Source organism: Pseudomonas sp. PvP100 (assembly GCF_017833055.1).
GTDB lineage: Bacteria > Pseudomonadota > Gammaproteobacteria > Pseudomonadales > Pseudomonadaceae > Aquipseudomonas > Aquipseudomonas syringae.
In genome coordinates, this window is record NZ_JAFIBO010000001.1 from 3,962,119 (window position 1) to 3,984,600 (window position 22,482).

Consider the following 22,482-nt stretch of genomic DNA (forward strand, 5'->3'; position numbering starts at 1 on the left):
TCAAGCTTCAAGCTTCAAGCTTCAAGCTTCAAGCTTCAAGCTTCAAGCATTTTGATTTGCTTCTGCTTTTAGCTTGTAGCTTGTAGCTTGTAGCTTGTAGCTTGCAGCTTGCAGCTTGCAGTCACTGCGCCGTTCTGAGTTTTTCGCTGCGCCCCCTCAGCCACTCCAGCACCAGCAGCAAGACCACCGAAAAGCCGATCAGCAGGGTCGCAGCGGCGGCGATGGTCGGGCTGAGGTTTTCGCGGATACCGCTGAACATCTGCCGAGGCAAGGTCGCCTGTTCCGGTCCGGCGAGGAACAGCGTGACCACCACTTCGTCGAACGAGGTCGCGAAGGCGAACAGCGCGCCGGAAATCACCCCTGGCGCAATCAGTGGCAGGGTCACGCGCCGGAACGCGGTCAGTGGCGATGCGCCGAGGCTGGCGGCCGCACGCACCAGGTTGTGATTGAAGCCCTGCAACGTCGCCGACACGGTGATGATCACGAACGGCACGCCCAGCACCGCATGGACCAGAATCAGCGAGGTGTAACTATTGCCCAGTCCCAGCGGCGCGAAGAACAGGTAGCTGGCGACACCGACGATCACCACCGGCACCACCATCGGCGAAATCACCAGGGCCATGACCAGCGCCTTGCCGGGGAAGTTGCCGCGGGTCAGGCCGATCGCTGCCAGCGTGCCGAAACCCATCGCCAGCAGGGTCGCGGCCGGGGCGACGATCATGCTGTTCTTCAGCGCGCGCATCCACTCGGCGGAGTTGAAGAAGTCCTGATACCACTGCAACGAGAAGCCTTGCAGCGGATAGACCAGAAAGCTGCCGGAGTTGAATGACAGCGGCACGATGACCAGTACCGGGAGCACGAGAAACAGCAGCACCAGGGTGCAGATGATGCGCAAGGCGTAATACCAGAGGCGCTCGATCGGCGATGTGTAAGGGTTCAGCATGGTCACGCTCCTCAGCTCAGACGCAGGCGGCTGGCGGCGACCAGCCAGCTATAAATCAGGTACAGCACGATGGTCGCCAACAGCAGCAGCCCGCCGAGCGCGGTGGCCATGCCCCAGTTGATACTGGTGTTGGTGTAGAACGCGACGAAATAGCTGACCATCTGGTCGTTCGGGCTGCCCAGCAACGCCGGGGTGATGTAGTAGCCGATCGACAGAATGAACACCAGCAGACAGCCTGCCCCGATCCCGGCATAAGTCTGCGGGAAGTACACGCGCCAGAAGCTCGCAAACGGGTGGCAGCCCAGCGAAATCGCAGCGCGCATATAGGTCGGGGAAATGTTCTTCATCACGCTGTAGATCGGCAGGATCATGAACGGCAGCATGATGTGCACCATCGAGATGTACACGCCGACGCGGTTGAAGACCAGTTCCAGCGGCTTGTCGATGATGCCCATCGCCAGCAACGCACTGTTGATCAGCCCGCTGGACTGCAACAACACGATCCAGGCAGCCACGCGCACCAGAATCGAGGTCCAGAACGGCAGCAACACCAGAATCATCAGCAGGTTGCTCTGCCGCGCAGGCAGGCTGGCCAGCAGGTAGGCCAGCGGATAAGCCAGCACCAGACAGATCGCGGTAATCACCAGGCCCATCCAGAACGTGCGGGCGAAGATGTCCAGATAGATCGCCTGGTCCGGGGTCGCCGGGGCGATTTCGCCGAGGTCGTCGATGCGATGGTCGACCGCCGCCAGCAGGTAATACGGGGTGATGCTGCTGGTATTGCGACGCACCGCCTGCCAATAGGCCGGGTCGCCCCAACGCTCGTCCAGCGCTTCGAGCGCTTCTTTATAAGAGGCAGGCTCGGTCTTGAACGGCAGCGCGCGTGCTGTTTTGCTCAGCAGACTGCGGTATCCGGCCAGTTCGATGTTCAGACGCTTGGACAGATCGCCCAGCGTGGAATTCTTGCGCGTTTCGGCCAGGTCCAGGCTCATTGCCTTGTAGACCGACTCGGGCGGCAGCCCTTTACCATCCCACTTCTGCACTTCGACCACGGTGGTTGGCAGCGCAGTCACGACTTCGGGGTTGCCGACGCTCTTGTACAGCAGCGCAGCGATGGGCACCAGAAACACCAACAGCAGGAAAATCACCAACGGAGCGATCAATGCCTGGGCCTTCCAGCGGTTGACCCGCTCGGCGCGAGCGAGACGTTGCTTCAAGTTGGGGCTGGCGCCTTCAGTCAAGGGCACGGCGATGACCATAGCGAACTCCGGAATCTTTTAACGAGGGGGCGCTCCCCGCTTCAGGGAGCGCCCGGTTCTGACTCAACGCAAACGGATTACTTGGCAGCCCAGGCAGTGAAACGCTGCTCGAGGGATTCGCCGTTGTCGGTCCAGAACGCCACGTCCATCTGCACCTGATCCTTGATGTTCTCAGGCGTGGTCGGCATGTTCTGCAGGGTTTCCTTGTCCAGCAGCTTGACCGCCTGGGTGTTGGCCGGGCCGTAGGCGATATTCTGCGAGTAGGTCTTCTGCTGCTCGGGGCTCAGCATGTAGGCGATGAACTTCTTCGCGGCATCGGCGTTTTTCGAACCCTTCGGGATGGCCCAGGCATCGAAGTCATACACGCCACCGGTCCAGACGACCTTGAGGTTGCTTTCCTTCTGCACGGCGGCGATCCGGCCGTTGTAGGCCGAGCTCATCACCACGTCACCGGACGCGAGGTACTGCGGCGGCTGAGCGCCGGCTTCCCACCACTGAATGTTCGGCTTGAGCTCATCCAGCTTTTTGAACGCGCGGTCCTGGCCGTCTTTGCTGGCCAATACCTTGTAGACGTCTTTCGGCGCAACGCCGTCGGCCATCAGGGCGAATTCCAGGGTGTACTTGGCGCCTTTGCGCAGGCCGCGCTTGCCCGGGAATTTCTTGGTGTCCCAGAAATCGGCCCAGCCGCTGGGTGCAGTGCTGACCTTGTCAGCGTTGTACGCCAGCACGGTGGACCAGACGAAGAAACCGGCACCGCAGGTGGTGATGGCGCCAGGCACGAAGTCAGCGGCATTGCCCAGCTGTTTCGGGTCCAGCTCTTCGAACATATCTTCGTCGCAACCACGCGCCAGTTCCGGCGATTCGACTTCTACCAAGTCCCAGGAAACGCTCTTGGTGTCGACCATGGTTTTGACCTTGGCCATTTCCCCGTTGTACTCACCGGCGATGATCTTGCCGTTGCCAGCCTTTTCCCAAGGCGCGTAGAAGGCTTTTTCCTGAGCGGCCTTGTTGGCACCGCCAAAGGAGATGACGGTCAGGTCGGTGGCTGCCATGGCTTGCGCCGCGCACATCATGCCCAACGTGATGGCGGTGAACTTCAAAGATTTCAACATGTGTTCTTTTCTCCACGAGCAGTGTTGGTAAGCGATTGGGATGGGCGATCAGGTCGCCTCTGTTATTGCTTTTGTCGGTAGATCAATGCACTTGCTGCATGGGGTCGAGCGCCCGGACGTGCTCGACTTGCCAGCCGATGGGCACCACGTCGCCCACGCTCAGGCCGGGGTCCAGTTCGGCAATCGGCTGTTTGACGAAGAAGTCGTTCTTGCCGGCCACTTCCAGACGCACGCGAACGTGGTCGCCCAGATAGATGAACTCGGCCACACGACCGGAAAAACGGTTGGCGCAGCTCTCGCTGCGGCCATTGAGGTTGATGCGTTCGGGACGGATGGACAGGGTCACCGGACCGCCAGGCTGGCCGACGTTGATCGCCAGCGCGTGGACTTTCTCGCCACGCTCGAGTTCGACCACACAGCGATCGCCGTCCTGACTGACCAGACGTCCATTGAGGCGGTTGTTCTCGCCGATGAAGTTGGCGACGAAGGTGTTCTTCGGCTCTTCGTACAGGCTGCGGGGCGGTGCGATCTGCTGGATTTCACCCTGATGGAAGACGGCAACCCGGTCGGACATGGTCAGGGCTTCGCCCTGGTCGTGGGTCACATAGACCACGGTTACGCCCAGGCGCTGGTGCAGGTGCTTGATCTCCATCTGCATGTGTTCGCGCAGCTGCTTGTCGAGGGCGCCGAGCGGCTCATCCATCAACACCAGTTGGGGTTCGAAGACCAGCGCGCGTGCCAGCGCCACGCGCTGCTGCTGGCCACCGGACAGCTGCGCCGGGTAGCGATGCGCAAAGGTGTCGAGCTGAACCATGCCCAGTGCCTTTTTGACCTTCTCGCCGACGTCGGTCTTGCTCATGCCACGCACCGATAACGGGAACGCCAGGTTCTCGGCCACGGTCATGTGCGGAAACAAGGCGTAGTTCTGGAACACCATGCCGATGTCGCGTTTGTGCGGCGGCACGTTATTGATGGCGCGGCCACCGAGGAGGATTTCACCGGCCGTCGGGGTCTCGAAACCGGCCAGCATCATCAGGCTGGTGGTCTTGCCAGAGCCGGAAGGACCGAGCAGGGTCAGGAACTCGCCCTTGCGAATGTCCAGGTTGAGGTCTTTGACGATCAGTGCTTCGCCGTCGTAGCTCTTCTGCACACCACGAAAGCTGACCAGAACATCATTTGCTCCAGCGCTTGTATCGACGTCGCTCATTACCCACACCCTTGTTTTGTCTGCGTGGGCTCAAGCCTAGAGCAGCCCGAAGCCCCCGCAAATCGGGGGCCGGGAGAGAATCGCCTAGGCCGGCTGGAAGGCCAGGGTAGGGATTGCCCTACAGAGATGGCGCGATTGGATATGTCGGTTCAGGCATCCTTCTCGACGGCGCACTCACGTGGAGCACTCATCGTTATACACAAGTCCTAGAACGCGCAGGATAAAGGGCTTCAAGGCTTCGGCCCGAAGGGCGTAGGAGCGAACTTGTTCGCGAAGACAGTTTTTCAGACGATTCATTTTCGGCGATCATACCGGCCCTCTCGCGAACAAGTTCGCTTGTATGGTAAGACTTGAAGGGAGGAGGAGGGACTTAGTTCGCTTCTGACTGTTCGCGCAGTACAGACCCGTAGGAGATTTCACCCCTCCTCCTTTCACCCAAGCGCCGATAAAGAATGCTTAAGGCTCACAACCTACGATAGAAACAAGCCTGCGCCTCTGGGTGGCCCCTTCAAGTCTGTAAACCTTATCCCCGAGGAGGCGTTATGGCAATGCGGGTTACTCTGGAAAAACCGATCATCGGTGTAGATGTCGCCAAGAATGAGCTGGTGATCTACCACGATCAATATGATCGACTTGAGGCAATCCCCAATACCAAAGTCGCCATCACCCAATGGCTGAAGGCCTTGGCGAGCAGCTGCGCCATCGCCATCGAAGCCACTAACGTCTATCACGTCCTGTTCGCGGATGCGGCCCACGAAGCAGGCTGTGACGTTTATATGGTGGATGGCTATCAGCTCAGTCATTACCGTAAAGGCGTCAACATACGCGCCAAAACCGATGCCCAAGATGCTCGTTTGTTGGCCCGATACCTGAAAAACGAGCTTGATGAGTTGCGGCCCTGGATACCTGCGAGCCCGCTTTATCGGCAGCTTCTGAGCCTGTTCCGACGTCGTGCAGCCTTGGTTCAGGCTCGTACTGGCCTGGTACAAAGCTGGACCAACGAGCCTTTTCTGAGAACAGCGTTCGCCAATCAGGTCAACTCGATGAAACGATTTGAGGCGCTCGTTGAAAAGAAGATTCGCGATGTACTGCAGGAAGCCGGGCTGATGAGGCAGGTCAACCGCTGTATGAAAGTAGAAGGGATCGGCTTTCTGACTGCAGCTCGCTTGGTCACTTCTTTTCAGCGAGGCGAGTTCAGCGGAGCGAACGCCTTTATCGCGTTTCTTGGGCTGGACCTGAAAGTATCCAAATCAGGGCAAAGTGATGGACCTCGTCGATTGACCAAACGCGGCGATCCAGAAGCCCGACGGTTGCTGCACAACGCGGCTATGTCCGGGAGCCGTACGCCGGCCTGGAAGCCTTTTTATGAAGAGCAGAGAAAGCGTGGCTTTAGTACAACTCAAGCGCTGGTCATGCTCTCCCGAAAGTTGGCTCGAGTAGTCTTCGCTCTGTTAAAGAACCAGAGCGAATATCAAACAAAAGTGGCTTGAGGGCTTTGCCAAAACCATAGAATCTCCTACGGCCTTCGGCCAGAATCCAAATCAGACTTGTGTACAACGATGAGCGCTCCAGCGTGGGAATGCAGGTCTCGACGCTCTGCGTCGCAAAGGGGCGCGGGGTGTCGGGTGTCGTTTTCAGACTCAGAGCAGCTTGTGCTCCATCGCGTACTTGACCAGATCGGCCAGCGAGTTGAGTTTCATTTTTTGCATCAGCCGGGCCTTGTGGGTGCTGATGGTCTTGCTGCTCAAGGCCAATTGCTGAGCGATGTCGTTGACGTTGGCGCCTTGAGCGAGGCGCTCGAATACCGAAAACTCGCGCTCCGACAATAACGAGTGCAAAGGCCGGCTGTCGGTGAGGCCGACTTCAAAGACCATACGGTCGGCCAGATCCGGATCGATATAACGCCCGCCGGCCGCCACCCGGCGAATGGCCGTGAGCAGCAGCGCCGGGTCGCTGTCCTTGGTGGCATAACCTGCCGCGCCGACCTTCAATGCACGCGCAGCCATCTGCGCCTCATTGTGCATCGACAGCACCAGAATGGCCGGCGGGTTGGTCAATGCGAGAATCCTCGGTATCGCCTCAAGGCCATTGACGCCGGGCATGGAGATATCCAGCAGCACTACTTCGCAGGCCACATGACGCAGGGTTTCGAGCAACTGTTCGCCATTGCTGGCCTCGCCCACCACTTGCAGATCCCTGGCCAGGCCAATCAATTGCTTGATCCCTTCACGCACGATGGTGTGGTCTTCGGCTACCAAAACACGAATCACTGTTTTCGCTCCTGTGCGAGGGTGTCCAGCGGGATATAGGCGCGCAAGGTTGTGCCCTCACCCACCTCGCTGTCCAGCTCAAGTCGGCCGCCGAGCATCAGCACCCGCTCGCGCATCCCGACCAGACCGAACGAAACCGCCCTGCCCGACTCGATGACAAAGCCCTGCCCGTCATCGGCGATGCTCATGCACATCATGCCGTCCTGCAGCGTCAGGCTGATCTCTACCGTGTGTGCCTGGGCATGGCGCATCACATTGGTCAGCGCCTCCTGAAGGATCCGGAACATGCCTGTGGCCCTGGCATCGCTGAGCGTCGGGAGATTGTCCGGCACCTGCACCAGACACGGGATCTGCGTACGCGCCTCGAAACGGCGCGCCTGCCATTCGATGGCCGAAGCGATACCAGCGTCGAGAATCGGTGGCCGCAAGGCCGTGGCAACATCGCGCACCAGTTGAAACAACTGAGCGATCAGACGCTTCATGCTCTCCAGCCGCTCGCTCAGGCCAGGGTCGAGGTCGGCATAGGCCAGCTCGCACATGGACGTCTCGAGCTTCAATACCGTCAGCATCTGACCCAGCTCGTCGTGAACCTCGCGGGCAATATGCGCCTTCTCTTCTTCACGCACGCTTTCCAGATGCGCTGACAAGTCACGTAACTGCTCATGTGCGCGGCGGCGCTCGCTGACGTCAGTGAGGAACACCACCAGGTATTCGGCATCGCGAAAGCGCAGGAAGCTCAACGAGACATCGACAGGCAGCAGGCTGCCATCGGCGCGCAGGCAATGGGTCTCGAACACTTGCGGGCTGTCTTCGCTGGAGCGCGCGTTCTTCCACAGGTTAAGCCAGCGATCCATGTGCAGACCGGGCTCGAAATCGATCAGCGGGCGCTCGACCACCTGCCCCGACGCATAGCCCAGCATGGATTCCGCCGCCCGGTTGGCGTAACGCACCCGGCTGTCCCAGTTGACCCAGAGGATGCCGACGGTGCTTTGATCAATGGAAAACTGCGCCAGACGCAGCGCCTCCTCCTCTTCGACACGGCGGGCGAGTTCTTCACGCGCAGCCAGCAGCTCCTGCTCCAGCGCCTGCTGCTGGCGACGTTGCCAGATCACGATGGCGAAACACGCCAGCAACATCACCAGCAGCAGAATGCACAGGTTCTTCCAGAGTTTGGTCGACTCGATGAAATGTGAAGGGGTCAGCGGCATCCAGCGCGCATGCAGTTGCTCCAGCTCCTTGGCAGGGATCGCTCGCAAGGCTTCGCTGACGATGGCTGCCAGCTCCGGCATGTCGCGACGTGAAGCCACCCGCAACAATTGCGGCAGCCCGATATCCCCCACCACCGCCAGCCCGGCGAACCCCGGCTCGCGCAGCAAACGACTGAGTTGCGCTTCGTCCACCACGGCATAACGTGCCTGCTGACTGAGCAACAGCTGCAAGGCCTGGCGCTCCAGCGGTACCCCTTGCAGGTTGAGGTGCGCAAAGTTGCTACGCAGGTAGTCGGCCGTGGTGCTCGGCATGCGTACCGCGACGCGCGAAAGGCTGTCGAGTTTCTCCAGGTCCACGGCAGTGCTGCCATCACGTTCGCCGATCAACAGCTGCGAAACACGTAGATACGGGTCGGAAAACAACCACAGACGCAGGCCTGCGGGTGTTTGCATCAAGCCGGGCGCAACGTCGATTTCACCCTTGGCCAGCGCGTTCTCCAGCGCGCTCTGGTCAGGAAAATTCCGCCACAGCAACTCGACCGGCAGCGTCGCAGCCAGCGCATTCATCAGGTCGACGTTGGCGCCGGACAACTGCTGCAAGCGTTGATCGAACTGCGCGTAAGGCGCACGCAACACCAGCCCTACGCGCAACGGGCCATGCTGGTCGAGCCAGTTGCGCTGTGCTGAACTCAAGTGCGCAACGGCAGGTGTTTCAGGTTCGTCAGCCTGCGTATTCGCCATCTGAGCCATCAAGAGCAAGGCCAGGCAGCCGATAAAACCGGTGCGCAGAAGACGAATCATCAGTATGTCGCTCTCGTGTGTACGTATCACGGCCGTGTGCCGCGCAGGCTCAGGCCTGACAAAAGCCGATCAACCCATTAGGCTGCCGGGATAGTTTCTGGCTTGGAATATCCGATGTCCTACACCTTTCGCGCAACGTTTCCTGCATTGTTTCTGTCATTGATACTGCCTTGCGCCTTGCCTGCCCTCGCAGCGGACCCGACCCCTGACCCGGCCAAGGACGCTGCTGCGCAAGCGCCCGTCGAAAGAGCCCCGCTGCTCAGCCGCTCGCAGGAAGACGCAATAGCGCTGGAACGCCAATTGCCGCGCGAAGACCAGCAGCAACTTCAGGCCGGAGATGACAGCTTTCTCGCGCTCTGGAAACCCGCCAACACTGAGGCCCCTGAAGGCGCGGTCATCATTGTGCCTGGCGAAGCCGAGTCACCGGACTGGCCCGACGCTGTCGGCCCGCTGCGACGCAAGTTTCCGGATGTGGGCTGGTCGAGCCTGAGCATCACCATGCCGGACCCGCTCGACAACACGCCGGGCGCGCGCGAGCCCGATGCTGCCTCGGCAGATGCAAACGCCGCTAAAGCCACTGAGGCACCGAAGGAAACCTCCAAGGACGCCAACGCGACAGCAAAAGACCCGTCCGCAGAAGCCGAGGCGCTGGCTGCGGCTGAAACAGCCAAGGCTGCTGCCGACGAAGAACTCGACAAGGCTCAGGCCGAGCGCATCTTCGCGCGGATCGAAAGCGCGATCAGCTTTGCGCAGCAGAACAAGGCACGCAGCATCGTGTTGATCGGCCACAGCAGCGGCGCGTACTGGGCGGCCAGGTTCCTCAATGAACGGACGTCGCCTGTGGTGCAGAAACTGGTGATGCTGGCGGCGCGCGAACCCCTGAATGCCAAGCCTTCGCTGCTGGACATGGTGCCTCAGCTGAAAGTAAAAGCCGTCGATTTCATCTACAAAAACTCGCCTGACGAGGCTGCAAAGGCCCGTCTGCAGGCCAGTAAACGCACCAAGGGGCCGGGATTTACACAGATTGCTCTGATCAACATCGCCGGTGGCGGAGATGCCGAACAAGAGCAGCTATTCCGCCGTGTTCGCGGCTGGATAGACGCCAAAGAGGAAAAGTAAGCGCCAGACGCACCAGCAGGCTCAGTTGAACCCGCGTCGGGCTTTCACCACCCGATAGGCATTGTGCAACTCACTGGTCCTCTCGGTCGCCACCCGCACTTGCTGTGGATTGGCGCCCGAGCCGGCAATCTTGTCAGGGTGATGCCGGCTGAGCAGGCGCCGGTAGGCACGCTTGATGCTCAAAGGATCGGTGTCCGACTTTATCCCCAGCAGCGTCATCGCACTTTTGTAGTCGCCGCCGCTGCTGCTGATCGGCGAGCGCTTCATGGGGTCGTGGTCAGCAGCCAGCGCCTCGATCTGTGGACCTGTCCAGCCAAGCCACATGCCCCACACCCCGATCAGCTCGCGCTCGACCCGAGAAGCCTTGCCGTCCGCCCACGCCATCCGCCAGCAGGCGCGCAACATATCTTCGGCAATATCAGGCTGGCCTTGCAGGTCACGCAGATAACTGCGCAGGCCATCGGTGCCGTCGCGGCCGCGTTTGAAGGCGTTTATGGCGCGCAACTGATCCGCCTCGTTCAGATTCAAACGGCGCATCTCGGTACGTGCCTGATGGATATGGCTGGCCAGAACCCGTCCGTCACTTTTGGCCAGACGGCCCAGCAACACAAACAGCAGATCGTCCTTGTGGACCGTTGCACGTCCACCCAGGCGCTCACGCAGATGCGCCCAACTCTGCAGTTTCAGGCGCCGGTCCAGCGCCTGCCCCAACAGAGCACCGAGCATTGCGCCTGGAATACTGGCAATTGCGTAACCGACTCCAGCGCCGATCAGTGTGCCGGGCCAAAGCATTCAGCGAGTCTCCACAAGCATCTGCTCGGCTTCAGCCAGGCGCTCGTGGGTACCGACATCGACCCAGCGCCCTCTGTAGTGCTCGCCCGTGACCAGCCCGTTATGCATCGCCTCGCGCAACAGCGGCGCAAGCTTGAACGCGCCGGGCTCGCAATTGGCAAACAGCTGTGGATGAAGGATGGCGATACCGCTGTACGTCAGGCGTTGACCCGCCGAATCGTCGTCGCGCACCTGACCATCGACCAGCGAGAAGTCACCCGTCGGGTGATGCGCGGGGTTATCGACCAAGACCAGGTGAGCGAGGCCCGCAAGCGGCACACGCAATGCGCTGAAGTCGTAATCGGTCCAGATATCCCCGTTGATCACCACGAAGGGCTCAAGGCCAAGCAACGGCAATGCGCGCTGAATGCCACCGCCGGTTTCCAGCGGCAGGCCTTCGGGGGAGTAACGAATGCTCAGGTCGAAACGCTGACCGTCGCCCAGGTAATCCTCGATCTGCTGGCCCAGCCACGCATGATTGATGACCAACTGGTGAAACCCTGCATCGCGCAAGGCGTTCAGGTGGTATTCGATCAACGGTACATCGCCGACACGTACCAGCGGTTTGGGCGTATGCAGGGTCAACGGGCGCATTCGCTCGCCTTTACCGGCGGCGAGAATCATCGCTTTCATGCAGTCCTCTTCGACACAATCAAGATCTTTTCCAAAATGGCCATGTTTCAAAGCGGCCCTGTATAAACGGGCTGTCTATGACGTGGGCCGTCTCTGTCATTTCAGACAGCGGCGTCTACCGGCTGCAGACTGGTAAGCAATTGCCCGAGCTGCGCCAGTTCTGGGCGACGTGACAACACCGCTTCTATATAAGCGAAAAAGCGCGGAACGTCTTCCAGGTAGCGAGGTTTTCCATCCCGGTGGCAAATGCGGGCAAAAATGCCGATCACCTTCAAATGTCGCTGTACGCCCATCAGATCACTGGCGCGCTCGAATGCGGCAAAATCTTCCTGTACCGGGATGCCGATAGCCCGCGCCTGATCCCAGTAGGTGCGCAGCCAGTCACTGACACGTTCCTGCGGCCAGCTCAGGAATGCGTCCTTGAACAGGCACGTCACGTCATAGGTGACCGGGCCATAGACCGCATCCTGAAAATCCAGCACGCCCGGGTTAGGCTCGCTGATCATCAGGTTTCGCGGCATATAGTCGCGATGCACCAGTACTTTGGGCTGTGCCAGGGCGCTGTTGATCAACAGCTCGCTGACCTGCTGCCAGTCGCTCAACTGCGCCTCGTCCATCTCGACACCCAAGTGCCGCTTCACGTACCACTCTGGAAACAGCTCCAGCTCACGGCGCAGCAACGCGACGTCATAGCTGGGCAATGGCGCGTCCATAGGCAGTTGCTGGTAGGCCAGCAACGCCTGGATAGCATCAGCGAACAAGGCATCGGCATTATCGGCGTCAATGACATCCAGATAAGTCTGACGGCCCAGATCGTTGAGCAGCAAAAAGCCTTGTGTCAGGTCTTCGGCATAAATTTTTGGAACATTAATGCCCGACTTTTCCAATAAATGAGCGATATCCACGAACGGTTTGCAGTTTTCCTGCGGTGGAGGGGCGTCCATGACAATAAAAGTTCGGTCCGCACCCTCCCAGCGAAAATAACGGCGAAAACTTGCGTCACTGCTGGCCGCAGTCAATGTAGCCGGGGGCACGGCGCCCCAACCGTGCGCCGAAAACAGCGCCGGCAACTGCTCATCGAGCCAAACTTTCAGGGATTGCAGGCGTATATCTTGATCTGACATTACAAGGGTCTCCGACGGCGCTAGCCGTCAAGCGGGTCATGCTTTATTATCCGGAATCTTTTTCAGCCCATCGAGAGGCGTGCGGCCCCCCCGCGGGCAGATGGCGCGCAGGAAGCCCGGACTAATAAGATGGCATTGAAATCCCCCGCGTTTCGTAAAAAATTTCCGTTGCTCGTAACCGGCAGTCTGCTGGCGATGCAACCTCTGGCCACTCAGTTCGTGGTCGCCGCGGAACAGTATGACTGCTCAGTCTCTGCTTCGGGTGCCTGGAACTGTGCGCCGAAATCCAATGCTGCTGCAGTGGATCTGCCTCCGCGCCCCGTGCATGACACGACGTCGGTCAGTTCCAACGGCACGGTCACCTCACAAGGCACCTCTTCGGGTGAACAGTCTGCGGGTACGCAACTGGTCACTGAAGCCAAGGGCAAAGGTCTGAAGTCGCGTAGTGCTGACTACAGCCACCTCGATTGGGTTCCTCGCGAAAAGCTTACCGCAGCGCAACTGGCCGAGACCGGCCCGTATTGCTCGGGTGCCTACGTCGAGCCGATCCGTCCTGGCATGGACGACAAGACGCCGATGAAAGACGCGCCAATGTTCGTGGGAGCCAAGGCTTCGCGTTACGAACAGGAAGCGCAGGTCGCCACGCTGGCGGGTGATGTCGTGATGCGTCAGGGCAGCATGCAGGTGCAGGCCCAGGAGGCTGCACTGCATCAGGCCGAGAACCGTGGCGAGCTGAACGGCGATGTCCGTCTGCGCGACAACGGTGCGCTGATCGTTGGTGACAAGGCCGAACTGCAACTCGATACCGGCGAAGCCCGTGTCGACAACGCCGAGTACGTCCTGCACAAGTCGAACATTCGCGGTAACGCCCTGTACGCCAAGCGTGCAGAGAACGCGATCATCCGGCTCAAGGACGGTACCTACACGACGTGCGAGCCGAACAGCAACGCCTGGACGCTCAAGGGCAACAACATCACGCTGAACCCGGCCACCGGCTTTGGTACAGCGACGAACGTTACCCTGCGGGTCAAGGACATACCGGTTCTGTACACGCCGTATATCTACTTCCCGATCGACGACCGTCGCCAGTCCGGTTTCCTGCCGCCGACCATTGCAGCAGGCGGCGACAACGGCTTCACACTGGTCACCCCGTACTACTTCAACCTGGCGCCGAACTACGACGCCACGTTGTACCCGCGTTACATGGCTGATCGTGGCTTGCTGATGGAAGGCGAGTTCCGCTACCTGACCAAGGGCAGCGAAGGTCAGTTCGGCGGCGCGTACCTGAACGACGAGAATGACGACCGCAAACAGCAGTCGGACTACGACAAGACCCGCTGGATGATCAACTGGCAGCACAAGGGCGGGCTTGATACGCGCTGGCTGACCCAGGTCGATTACACCGACATCAGCGATCCTTACTACTTCCAGGATCTGGAAACCGATCAGATCGGCGTCAAACGGACTGACTATCTCAACCAGCAGGGCTCCCTGACCTACCGTGGCGACAGCTTCGCGGCAGTGCTCAATGCTCAGGCCTACAAGCTGGCGACGGTTGCCAACGTTACGCCGTACAACCGTCTGCCTCAGCTGACGCTCAACGGTACGTTGCCCTACAACCCCGGCGGTCTGAAGTTCGATTATCAGACTGAAGCGGTGCGCTTCGAGCGTGACCTGCGCAGCGGCGCGTTCATCGATGAAGATGGCAACTCCGAGACACGTCTGGACAACAACATCTCCGGCCTGGCTCGCGCCAACGGCGATCGCCTGAACCTGGCTCCGTCCGTCAGCCTGCCGATGAACTGGACCTATGGCTTCCTGACGCCGAAGCTGAAGTACGTCTACACGCAATACGATCTGGATCTGGACAGTCAGGGCAAAAACACCCTGCTGGCCGGCGAAGAGTACAGCAGCAGCCAAAGCCGCAGCGTACCGATCTTCAGCGTCGACAGCGGCCTGTACTTCGACCGCAATACCAACTGGTTCGGCAAGGATTACCGCCAGACCCTGGAGCCGCGCCTGTTCTATCTCTATGTTCCCGAGAAAGACCAGACCGACATCCCGGTATTCGACACCAGCGAAAGCACGTTCAACTTCTCCTCGCTGTTCCGTGACAACCGCTTCACCGGTTCCGACCGCATCGGCGACGAGAACAAACTGTCGCTGGGCGTCACCAACCGCTGGATCGAAGACAACGGCTTCGAACGTCAACGCTTCAGCATTGGTCAGGCACTGTATTTCGAAGACCGTAAAGTGCAACTCCCTGGTGTCGCGTTCGCTGACCGTGACGATGCGCGCTCCAAAGTCTCGCCTTATGCACTGGAATACGAATACCGCTTCAACCGCGACTGGCGCTTCAATTCCGATTTCAACTGGGATCCGGACAGCCGAAGCACCCGTTCGGGCAGCGCTATGTTCCACTACCAGCCTGAAGACAATCCGAACAAGATCGTCAACCTCGGCTATCGCTATCGCAACGACCAGATTCGTTACGACGAAAGCACCGGCCGTTGGGTCGTGGGTGGTGGTGACTACGGCACCCCGGGTTCGCCAAACTACGTGAAGGACTACTACAAGATTCAGCAGCACGATTTCTCGGTCATCTGGCCGATCGTGCCGCAGTGGAGCCTGATCAGCCGTTGGCAGTATGACTACAACCGTGAACGCACCATCGAAGCTTTCGGCGGGTTCGAGTACGACAACTGCTGCTGGAAAATGCGTCTGGTCAATCGCTACTGGATCGACTACGACGAGTTCAGCCAGGCAGCACCTCAGAACGAGAAAGGCGACCGCGGCATATTCCTACAAATCGTGTTGAAGGGGCTCGGCGGTGTAACTGGCGCCAAGGTAGACAGCTTCCTCGACAAAGGCATTCAAGGTTATCGTGAACGTGAAGACCAAGCTTTCTGATTGTCTGCGCCCGCTGATGCTGGGCGCGTTACTCCTGAGCGGTGCAGTGCATGCTGCGGTTCAACCTCTGGACAGTGTCGTGGCTATCGTCGACAACGATGTGATCATGAAAAGCCAGATGGACCAGCGTGTACGTGAAGTTCAGCAGACCATTGCCAAGCGCGGCTCTGGTGTACCGCCTGCAGAAGCCCTGCAACCACAGGTTCTGGATCGTCTGATCCTGGAAAACCTGCAGTTGCAGATGGGCGAACGCTCTGGCATTCGTGTCTCCGACGAAGAGCTGAACCAGGCCATCGGCACCATTGCCCAGCGCAACAACATGAGCGTGGAGCAGTTCCGCGCCGCGCTGGCGCATGACGGCCTGTCCTATAACGACGCGCGCGAACAGGTGCGCCGGGAAATGATCATCAGCCGCGTGCGTCAGCGCCGGGTGGCCGAACGTATCCAGGTGTCCCAGCAGGAAGTGAAGAACTTCCTCGCCTCGGATATGGGCAAGGCTCAGTTGTCTGAAGAGTTTCACCTGGCCAACATTCTGATCGCCACACCTGACAGCGCTTCCTCGGACGCCATCCAGGCTGCTGCGGTCAAGGCCAAGGGTATCTACGACCAGCTGAAGAAAGGCGCTGACTTCACCCGTCTCGCAGCCACCTCCTCGTCCAGCGAAAACGCACTGGAAGGCGGCGACATGGGCTGGCGCAAGGCTGCGCAATTGCCACCGCCGTTCGGTGACATGCTCAGCTCGATGCCTGTCGGTGACGTGACGCCTCCTGCGCGTACGCCGGGCGGTTTCATCATCCTCAAGCTGCTGGAAAAGCGCGGCGGCCAGGGTGAGGCGCAAATGCGTGATGAAGTGCATGTGCGTCATATCCTGATCAAGCCAAGCGAAATTCGTAACGAGGCAGAGACCAAGCGTCTTGCAGAGAAGATCTACGACCGCATCCAAAACGGCGAAGATTTCGCCGAGCTGGCGAAAAGCTTCTCGGAAGATCCGGGCTCTGCACTCAATGGCGGCGATCTGAACTGGGTTGATCCCAACTCTCTGGTTCCGGAATTCCGTCAGGTGATGAGCGAAACGCCACAAGGCGTCTTGTCCAAACCGTTCCAGACCCAGTACGGCTGGCATGTCCTAGAAGTGCTCGGTCGTCGCTCCAAGGACGCTACCGATCAGGCTCGGGAACAGCAGGCGCTGAACGTATTGCGCAACCGCAAGTACGACGAAGAGCTGCAAACCTGGCTGCGTCAGATCCGCGACGAAGCCTACGTTGAAATCAAACTCCCTGGCGCGACCCAGGCTGCACAGTGAAACCCAAGCGTTTCGCACTGACACCCGGCGAGCCGGCCGGCATAGGTCCTGACCTTTGCCTGCTGCTCGCCACGCAGCCTCAGCCATACCCCCTGATTGCCATCACCAGCCGCGACCTGCTCCTTGAGCGGGCCGCGCAACTGGGTGTGTCGGTCAGTCTGATAAAGGTCACGCCCGACGCGTTTCCCGACCTGCCTGCGCCTGCCGGCAGTCTGTACGTCTGGGATACGCCACTGGCCGCTCCGGTGGAAACCGGCGTGCTGAACAAAGCCAATGCTGCATTTGTTCTGGAAACCCTGACTCGCGCGGGCCAGGGCTGCCTGGACGGACTGTTCAGCGGCATGATCACCGCCCCGGTGCACAAAGGCGTGATCAACGACGGCGGTATCGCGTTTTCCGGACACACCGAATTTTTCGCTGAACTGACTCACACCGAACAGGTGGTGATGATGCTGGCAACCGGCGACCTGCGCGTAGCACTGGTGACCACTCACCTGCCGTTGCGCGATGTGGCCGACGCCATCACAGCGGATCGTCTGGAGCGCGTGACACGCATCCTGCACGCCGACCTGGTCAACAAATTCGGCATTGCCCATCCACGCATTCTGGTCTGCGGCCTCAACCCTCATGCCGGCGAAAGCGGGCATCTGGGTCGTGAGGAAATCGACATCATCGAACCTGCTCTGGAGCGCCTGCGCAGCGAAGGCCTGGACTTGCGCGGCCCGCTGCCTGCAGACACTCTGTTTACCCCCAAATATCTGGAGCACTGCGACGCAGTGCTGGCGATGTACCACGATCAGGGCCTGCCCGTGCTGAAATACAAAGGTTTCGGCGCAGCGGTCAATGTGACGCTCGGCCTGCCAATCATCCGCACCTCTGTCGATCACGGCACGGCGCTGGACCTGGCCGGCACTGCGAACATCGACACCGGCAGCCTGCACGTCGCACTGCAAACCGCCTACCAGATGGCCGAGACCCATTCATGACCGAGCAATACCAACACCGGGCGCGCAAGCGCTTCGGGCAGAACTTCCTGCACGATTCAGGCGTTATCGACAAGATCCTGCGTGCCATCCGTGCCAAACCTGAAGACCGGCTGCTGGAAATCGGGCCGGGCCAGGGTGCACTGACCGAGGGCCTGCTCGACAGCGGCGCTCAGCTGGACGTGGTCGAGCTGGACAAGGACCTGATCCCGATCCTGAACGGTCAGTTCGCCAGCAAGCCGAACTTCAACCTGCATCAGGGCGATGCGCTGAAATTCGACTTCAACACCCTCGGCGCCGAACCGCGCAGCCTGCGGGTGGTGGGCAACCTGCCGTACAACATCTCGACACCGCTGATTTTTCACCTGCTGCAGAACGCCAGCCTGATCCGCGACATGCACTTCATGCTGCAAAAGGAAGTGGTCGAGCGCATGGCTGCCGGACCCGGCGGTGGTGACTGGGGCCGTCTGTCGATCATGGTCCAGTACCATTGCCGCGTCGAACACCTGTTCAACGTCGGACCGGGTGCATTCAACCCGCCGCCGAAAGTGGACTCGGCCATTGTGCGCCTCGTCCCTTACGAAACACTGCCGCACCCTGCCAAGGATCACCGTGTGCTGGAGCGCATCGTGCGTGAAGCGTTCAACCAGCGTCGCAAGACCCTGCGCAACACCCTCAAGCTGCTGTTGACCAGCGATGAGATCACCGCTTCCGGAGTAGACGGCAGCTTGCGTCCCGAGCAGCTCGATCTGGCTGCATTCGTTCGTCTGGCAGACACTCTTAGCGAAAAAGTTGTGACAGAGTGAACCCTGAGGACAAGTAAACGGCAGGCTCAGTCTTCATTTTCCGCTTACTTGTCCTAGACTGATCTACCTGCCGCACACGCCCTTTTTTCGCAGCTATGGATTTCAAGGCCTATTGCATGCCCGATTCTCGTTACAAAGTCGACGTCAGCGTCGTCACACGCTTCCTCTCGGAGCAGTCGCAACCCGAGCAGAACCGCTTCGCTTTCGCCTACACCATTACCGTGCACAACAATGGCGAGCTCCCTGCCCGGCTGCTGTCGCGGCACTGGGTCATTACCGACGGTGATGGCAATGTCGAGGAAGTACGTGGTGAAGGCGTGGTCGGCCAGCAGCCACTGATCAAGGTCGGCCAAAGCCATACCTACAGCAGTGGTACGGTCATGACCACCAAGGTCGGCAATATGCAGGGCACTTACCAGATGCTGGCCGAAGACGGCAAACGCTTCGATGCCGTTATCGAGCCTTTCCGTCTGGCCGTTCCGGGCTCGCTGCACTGATGGCGGTGTACGCGGTCGGTGATCTGCAAGGCTGCCTTGAACCTCTGCAATGCCTGCTCGAGCACGTGCACTTCAACCCGGAGCAGGATCGCCTCTGGCTGGTGGGTGACCTGGTCAACCGTGGCCCGCAATCGCTGGAAACGCTTCGCTATCTGTACAACATTCGCGAATCGCTGGTGTGCGTGCTCGGCAATCATGACCTGCACCTGCTGGCAGTGGCCCGTAAAAAAGAGCTGCTGAAGAAAGGCGACACGCTGCTTGAAATCCTTGAAGCGCCTGATCGTGACGACCTGCTTGGCTGGGTGCGTCGGCAGAAGCTCATGCATTACGACGCAGAACGCAACGTCGCCATGGTGCATGCCGGTATCGCGCCACAATGGACGCTGAAAAAGGCCTTGAAGCACGCTGCCGAAGTCGAGCACGCGCTGCAGGACGACACGTTGTACGGCGCCTTTCTCGACGGCATGTACGGCAATGAACCGGCCAAGTGGGACAACGACCTGCAAGGCGTGACGCGTCTGCGGGTCATCACCAACTACTTCACCCGCATGCGCTTCTGCACCAGCGACGGCAAACTCGATCTGAAGAGCAAGGAAGGGGTCGGCACCGCGATACCTGGCTACGCGCCCTGGTTCAGCCACCAGAGCCGCAAGACCCGCGACGTGAAAATCATTTTCGGCCACTGGGCTGCGCTTGAAGGTCGCTGCGACGAACCTGACGTCTTCGCCCTCGACAGCGGATGTGTCTGGGGCGGCTCGATGACGCTGCTCAATGTCGATACGCTTGAACGTCATCAGTGCAATTGCGATGCTATCGGCAATGCCGCCGACGGGCTTGTTACCCGCGTGCAACCCGGCGCTACTCCCCTTCCGTAACCTCAGGCTCAGGAGCCCAGGCAATGACTGAATTCAAACGTATCCCACCTGAACAGGCCCAGGCTCTGCGCGAGCAAGGCGCCGTGCTGGTCGATGTTCGGGACCCACAGGCTTTCGAGAGCAATCACATTCCCGATTCCGTGCATCTGGACAACCACTCGATCGCTGACTTCATCCGCGAAGCCGATCTGGACAAGCCGCTGGTGGTCGTCTGCTACCACGGCAACTCCAGCCAGAGCGCTGCAGCCTATCTGGTCGGCCAGGGTTTCTCCGATGTGTACAGCGTGGACGGCGGTTTCGAGCTGTGGCGCGCCACTTACCCGCAAGAAACCGTGCAAGGCTGATAGAAAATATTTTTATGACAGCTGATCCCGCGTTCTACGCGGGCTCGCGAGCCATCTGACGAACGGTCAGCCCGTCTTCTCGCGCATCCCTTCTTTATCTTTCCGAATCCGAACTATCCTTAGCCTAGGCCATCCGTATTCAGGGGAGAGCCGGTACACCGGCGCGTGGGTCATCGGTAGTTACTTTTAGGGTGTTCTGGGGGGAAACAGCGGCCGTAATTAGGTCGCTGCCAGCATCGACTGACGATCCGCCGCCGGCTCCACGTATCGAGCGAGGTGACGTCATGAGTATATTCAGCCACTTCCAACAACGCTTCGAAAGCACGCGGCAAGAAGAGCTCTCGCTACAGGAGTATCTGGAGCTCTGCAAACAGGATCGCAGCGCCTATGCCTCTGCCGCAGAACGTCTTCTGCTGGCCATCGGCGAGCCTGAACTGGTGGATACCTCCGCCAACTCCAGGCTGTCGCGCATTTTCTCTAACAAGGTCATACGCCGCTATCCGGCCTTTGCCGACTTCCACGGAATGGAAGAATGCATCGACCAGATCGTTTCGTATTTCCGCCATGCCGCCCAAGGCCTGGAAGAGAAAAAGCAAATCCTGTATCTGCTCGGCCCGGTGGGTGGCGGTAAATCGTCCCTGGCGGAAAAACTCAAGCAACTGATCGAAAAAGTCCCGTTCTACGCCATCAAGGGCTCGCCTGTCTTCGAGTCGCCCTTGGGCCTGTTCAACGCTACGGAGGACGGCGCGATTCTCGAAGAAGACTTCGGGATTCCGCGACGCTACCTGAGCACCATCATGTCGCCCTGGGCGACCAAACGCCTGGCCGAGTTCGGTGGCGACATCAGCCAGTTCAAGGTGGTGAAGCTCTACCCTTCGATTCTCAACCAGATTGCCGTGGCGAAAACCGAACCCGGCGACGAAAACAACCAGGACATCTCTGCGCTGGTCGGCAAGGTGGATATCCGCAAACTGGAAGAATTCCCGCAGAACGATGCCGATGCCTACAGCTACTCGGGCGCGCTGTGCCGGGCCAACCAGGGCCTGATGGAATTCGTCGAGATGTTCAAGGCCCCGATCAAGGTCCTTCACCCGCTGCTCACCGCAACCCAGGAAGGCAACTACAACAGTACCGAAGGGCTGGGCGCGATCCCGTTCACCGGTATTTTGCTGGCGCACTCCAACGAATCGGAGTGGCACAGCTTCCGCAACAACAAGAACAACGAAGCCTTCATCGACCGTATCTACATCGTGAAGGTGCCGTACTGCCTGCGTGTCAGCGACGAGATCAAGATCTACGACAAGTTGCTGTTCAACAGCTCGCTGTCCAAGGCGCACTGCGCGCCGGACACCCTGAAAATGCTCGCGCAGTTCACCACGCTGTCGCGCCTCAAAGAGCCGGACAACTCCAACATCTACTCCAAGATGCGCGTGTATGACGGCGAGAACCTGAAAGACACCGACCCTAAAGCCAAGTCGATCCAGGAGTACCGCGACAGTGCGGGCGTCGACGAAGGCATGAATGGTCTGTCTACCCGCTTCGCGTTCAAGATTCTGTCCAAGGTGTTCAACTTCGATCCGCATGAAATCGCCGCCAACCCGGTGCATTTGCTCTACGTACTGGAGCAGCAGATCGAACAGGAGCAGTTCCCTGCTGAAACGCGCGAGCGCTATCTGCGCTTTATCAAGGAATACCTGGCACCGCGCTATATCGAGTTCATCGGCAAGGAAATCCAGACGGCGTACCTGGAATCCTACAGCGAGTACGGTCAGAACATTTTCGATCGCTACGTGCTGTATGCGGACTTCTGGATTCAGGATCAGGAATACCGTGATCCGGAAACCGGCGAGATCCTCAACCGCGTGGCCTTGAACGAGGAGCTGGAAAAGATCGAGAAACCGGCTGGCATCAGCAACCCGAAAGATTTCCGCAACGAAATCGTCAACTTCGTACTGCGTGCCCGCGCCAACAACAATGGCAAGAACCCGACCTGGCTCAGCTACGAGAAGCTGCGGGTGGTGATCGAGAAGAAAATGTTCTCCAACACCGAGGACCTCCTGCCGGTCATCAGCTTCAATGCCAAGGCCAGCAAAGAAGATCAGCAGAAGCACAACGACTTCGTGACACGAATGGTCGAGAGGGGCTACACGGACAAGCAGGTACGTTTGCTTTCCGAATGGTATCTGCGCGTGCGGAAATCGCAGTAAAGCAGCTGCAAGCTTCAAGCTATCAGCTGCAGGCGACAAGCGATCAACAC

Annotated in this window: 19 protein-coding genes; 10 read left to right on the forward strand and 9 right to left on the reverse strand. The window is 59.4% G+C overall.

What is annotated here, in order from left to right:
• Positions 1-121: 121 nt before the first annotated feature.
• From JOE39_RS17045 to JOE39_RS17060, 4 genes are all read right to left on the reverse strand, one after another.
• Positions 122-943, reverse strand: coding sequence for an ABC transporter permease (locus JOE39_RS17045; protein ID WP_003394916.1), 822 nt, complete (start codon positions 941-943; stop codon positions 122-124).
• An 11-nt stretch (positions 944-954) separates the two neighbouring features.
• Complete coding sequence (locus tag JOE39_RS17050; RefSeq protein WP_210078550.1) at positions 955-2,202, reverse strand: ABC transporter permease; 1,248 nt, start codon at positions 2,200-2,202, stop codon at positions 955-957.
• A 77-nt stretch (positions 2,203-2,279) separates the two neighbouring features.
• Positions 2,280-3,314 carry an ABC transporter substrate-binding protein gene (locus JOE39_RS17055; protein WP_003394920.1) on the reverse strand — a complete coding sequence of 345 codons (1,035 nt, stop codon included), beginning with the start codon at positions 3,312-3,314 and terminating at the stop codon, positions 2,280-2,282.
• An 82-nt stretch (positions 3,315-3,396) separates the two neighbouring features.
• Positions 3,397-4,521 carry an ABC transporter ATP-binding protein gene (locus JOE39_RS17060; RefSeq protein WP_003394921.1) on the reverse strand — a complete coding sequence of 375 codons (1,125 nt, stop codon included), beginning with the start codon at positions 4,519-4,521 and terminating at the stop codon, positions 3,397-3,399.
• A gap of 542 nt (positions 4,522-5,063) precedes the next feature.
• On the opposite strand from JOE39_RS17060, the gene JOE39_RS17065 reads away from it, so the two are divergent.
• Positions 5,064-6,011, forward strand: a complete 948-nt coding sequence (locus JOE39_RS17065) for an IS110 family transposase (RefSeq protein ID WP_209995143.1) — start codon at positions 5,064-5,066, stop codon at positions 6,009-6,011.
• A gap of 150 nt (positions 6,012-6,161) precedes the next feature.
• Here the strand turns inward: JOE39_RS17065 and JOE39_RS17070 are convergent, their stop codons facing one another.
• Positions 6,162-6,791 carry a response regulator transcription factor gene (locus JOE39_RS17070; RefSeq protein ID WP_003341145.1) on the reverse strand — a complete coding sequence of 210 codons (630 nt, stop codon included), beginning with the start codon at positions 6,789-6,791 and terminating at the stop codon, positions 6,162-6,164.
• A complete protein-coding gene (locus JOE39_RS17075; RefSeq protein WP_209995591.1) occupies positions 6,788-8,800 on the reverse strand; it encodes a transporter substrate-binding domain-containing protein in 2,013 nt (670 codons plus the stop codon). Before JOE39_RS17075 ends, JOE39_RS17070 begins: the two co-directional genes overlap by 4 nt.
• Before the next feature lie 114 nt (positions 8,801-8,914).
• Here JOE39_RS17075 and JOE39_RS17080 point away from each other — a divergent pair, with 114 nt between their 5' ends.
• Positions 8,915-9,919: an alpha/beta hydrolase family protein gene (locus tag JOE39_RS17080; protein WP_074909568.1), complete on the forward strand. Its 1,005-nt coding sequence runs from the start codon at positions 8,915-8,917 to the stop codon at positions 9,917-9,919.
• 21 nt (positions 9,920-9,940) lie between these two features.
• Here the strand turns inward: JOE39_RS17080 and JOE39_RS17085 are convergent, their stop codons facing one another.
• The 3 genes from JOE39_RS17085 to JOE39_RS17095 all read right to left on the reverse strand — a co-directional run bounded on the left by JOE39_RS17085 (position 9,941) and on the right by JOE39_RS17095 (position 12,507).
• Entirely contained in the window at positions 9,941-10,711 is a 771-nt protein-coding gene (locus JOE39_RS17085) for a TerB family tellurite resistance protein (protein ID WP_003394942.1), read from the reverse strand.
• Complete coding sequence (gene murU / locus JOE39_RS17090; RefSeq protein ID WP_003394944.1) at positions 10,712-11,383, reverse strand: N-acetylmuramate alpha-1-phosphate uridylyltransferase MurU; 672 nt, start codon at positions 11,381-11,383, stop codon at positions 10,712-10,714.
• A gap of 101 nt (positions 11,384-11,484) precedes the next feature.
• The gene (locus JOE39_RS17095) at positions 11,485-12,507 is read right to left on the reverse strand and encodes a phosphotransferase (protein WP_003394946.1); all 1,023 of its coding nucleotides are present in this window, start codon (positions 12,505-12,507) and stop codon (positions 11,485-11,487) included.
• A gap of 129 nt (positions 12,508-12,636) precedes the next feature.
• Here JOE39_RS17095 and JOE39_RS17100 point away from each other — a divergent pair, with 129 nt between their 5' ends.
• The 8 genes from JOE39_RS17100 to JOE39_RS17135 all read left to right on the forward strand — a co-directional run bounded on the left by JOE39_RS17100 (position 12,637) and on the right by JOE39_RS17135 (position 22,432).
• Positions 12,637-15,417, forward strand: coding sequence for an LPS-assembly protein LptD (locus tag JOE39_RS17100; protein ID WP_032662888.1), 2,781 nt, complete (start codon positions 12,637-12,639; stop codon positions 15,415-15,417).
• Complete coding sequence (locus JOE39_RS17105; RefSeq protein WP_003341160.1) at positions 15,398-16,720, forward strand: peptidylprolyl isomerase; 1,323 nt, start codon at positions 15,398-15,400, stop codon at positions 16,718-16,720. Before JOE39_RS17100 ends, JOE39_RS17105 begins: the two co-directional genes overlap by 20 nt.
• Positions 16,717-17,706: a 4-hydroxythreonine-4-phosphate dehydrogenase PdxA gene (pdxA, locus tag JOE39_RS17110; RefSeq protein WP_209995588.1), complete on the forward strand. Its 990-nt coding sequence runs from the start codon at positions 16,717-16,719 to the stop codon at positions 17,704-17,706. Before JOE39_RS17105 ends, pdxA begins: the two co-directional genes overlap by 4 nt.
• Complete coding sequence (gene rsmA / locus JOE39_RS17115; RefSeq protein ID WP_209995586.1) at positions 17,703-18,509, forward strand: 16S rRNA (adenine(1518)-N(6)/adenine(1519)-N(6))-dimethyltransferase RsmA; 807 nt, start codon at positions 17,703-17,705, stop codon at positions 18,507-18,509. The genes pdxA and rsmA overlap by 4 nt, the downstream gene beginning before the upstream one ends.
• Before the next feature lie 116 nt (positions 18,510-18,625).
• Complete coding sequence (gene apaG, locus JOE39_RS17120; protein ID WP_003316251.1) at positions 18,626-19,006, forward strand: Co2+/Mg2+ efflux protein ApaG; 381 nt, start codon at positions 18,626-18,628, stop codon at positions 19,004-19,006.
• Positions 19,006-19,881, forward strand: a complete 876-nt coding sequence (locus tag JOE39_RS17125) for a symmetrical bis(5'-nucleosyl)-tetraphosphatase (RefSeq protein WP_057445874.1) — start codon at positions 19,006-19,008, stop codon at positions 19,879-19,881. The genes apaG and JOE39_RS17125 overlap by 1 nt, the downstream gene beginning before the upstream one ends.
• 23 nt (positions 19,882-19,904) lie before the next feature.
• Positions 19,905-20,225, forward strand: coding sequence for a thiosulfate sulfurtransferase GlpE (gene glpE, locus JOE39_RS17130; protein WP_003341167.1), 321 nt, complete (start codon positions 19,905-19,907; stop codon positions 20,223-20,225).
• Between the two features lie 284 nt (positions 20,226-20,509).
• Positions 20,510-22,432, forward strand: coding sequence for a PrkA family serine protein kinase (locus JOE39_RS17135; RefSeq protein ID WP_003341169.1), 1,923 nt, complete (start codon positions 20,510-20,512; stop codon positions 22,430-22,432).
• Positions 22,433-22,482 lie beyond the last annotated feature (50 nt).

Coding starts and splice junctions, on each gene's coding strand:
- JOE39_RS17045 (WP_003394916.1), bottom strand. CDS start 943: ATGCTGAACCCTTACACATCGCCGATCGAGCGCCTCTGGTATTACGCC.
- JOE39_RS17050 (WP_210078550.1), bottom strand. CDS start 2,202: ATGGTCATCGCCGTGCCCTTGACTGAAGGCGCCAGCCCCAACTTGAAG.
- JOE39_RS17055 (WP_003394920.1), bottom strand. CDS start 3,314: ATGTTGAAATCTTTGAAGTTCACCGCCATCACGTTGGGCATGATGTGC.
- JOE39_RS17060 (WP_003394921.1), bottom strand. CDS start 4,521: ATGAGCGACGTCGATACAAGCGCTGGAGCAAATGATGTTCTGGTCAGC.
- JOE39_RS17065 (WP_209995143.1), top strand. CDS start 5,064: ATGGCAATGCGGGTTACTCTGGAAAAACCGATCATCGGTGTAGATGTC.
- JOE39_RS17075 (WP_209995591.1), bottom strand. CDS start 8,800: ATGATTCGTCTTCTGCGCACCGGTTTTATCGGCTGCCTGGCCTTGCTC.
- JOE39_RS17080 (WP_074909568.1), top strand. CDS start 8,915: ATGTCCTACACCTTTCGCGCAACGTTTCCTGCATTGTTTCTGTCATTG.
- JOE39_RS17085 (WP_003394942.1), bottom strand. CDS start 10,711: ATGCTTTGGCCCGGCACACTGATCGGCGCTGGAGTCGGTTACGCAATT.
- murU (WP_003394944.1), bottom strand. CDS start 11,383: ATGAAAGCGATGATTCTCGCCGCCGGTAAAGGCGAGCGAATGCGCCCG.
- JOE39_RS17095 (WP_003394946.1), bottom strand. CDS start 12,507: ATGTCAGATCAAGATATACGCCTGCAATCCCTGAAAGTTTGGCTCGAT.
- JOE39_RS17100 (WP_032662888.1), top strand. CDS start 12,637: ATGGCATTGAAATCCCCCGCGTTTCGTAAAAAATTTCCGTTGCTCGTA.
- rsmA (WP_209995586.1), top strand. CDS start 17,703: ATGACCGAGCAATACCAACACCGGGCGCGCAAGCGCTTCGGGCAGAAC.
- apaG (WP_003316251.1), top strand. CDS start 18,626: ATGCCCGATTCTCGTTACAAAGTCGACGTCAGCGTCGTCACACGCTTC.
- JOE39_RS17125 (WP_057445874.1), top strand. CDS start 19,006: ATGGCGGTGTACGCGGTCGGTGATCTGCAAGGCTGCCTTGAACCTCTG.
- glpE (WP_003341167.1), top strand. CDS start 19,905: ATGACTGAATTCAAACGTATCCCACCTGAACAGGCCCAGGCTCTGCGC.
- JOE39_RS17135 (WP_003341169.1), top strand. CDS start 20,510: ATGAGTATATTCAGCCACTTCCAACAACGCTTCGAAAGCACGCGGCAA.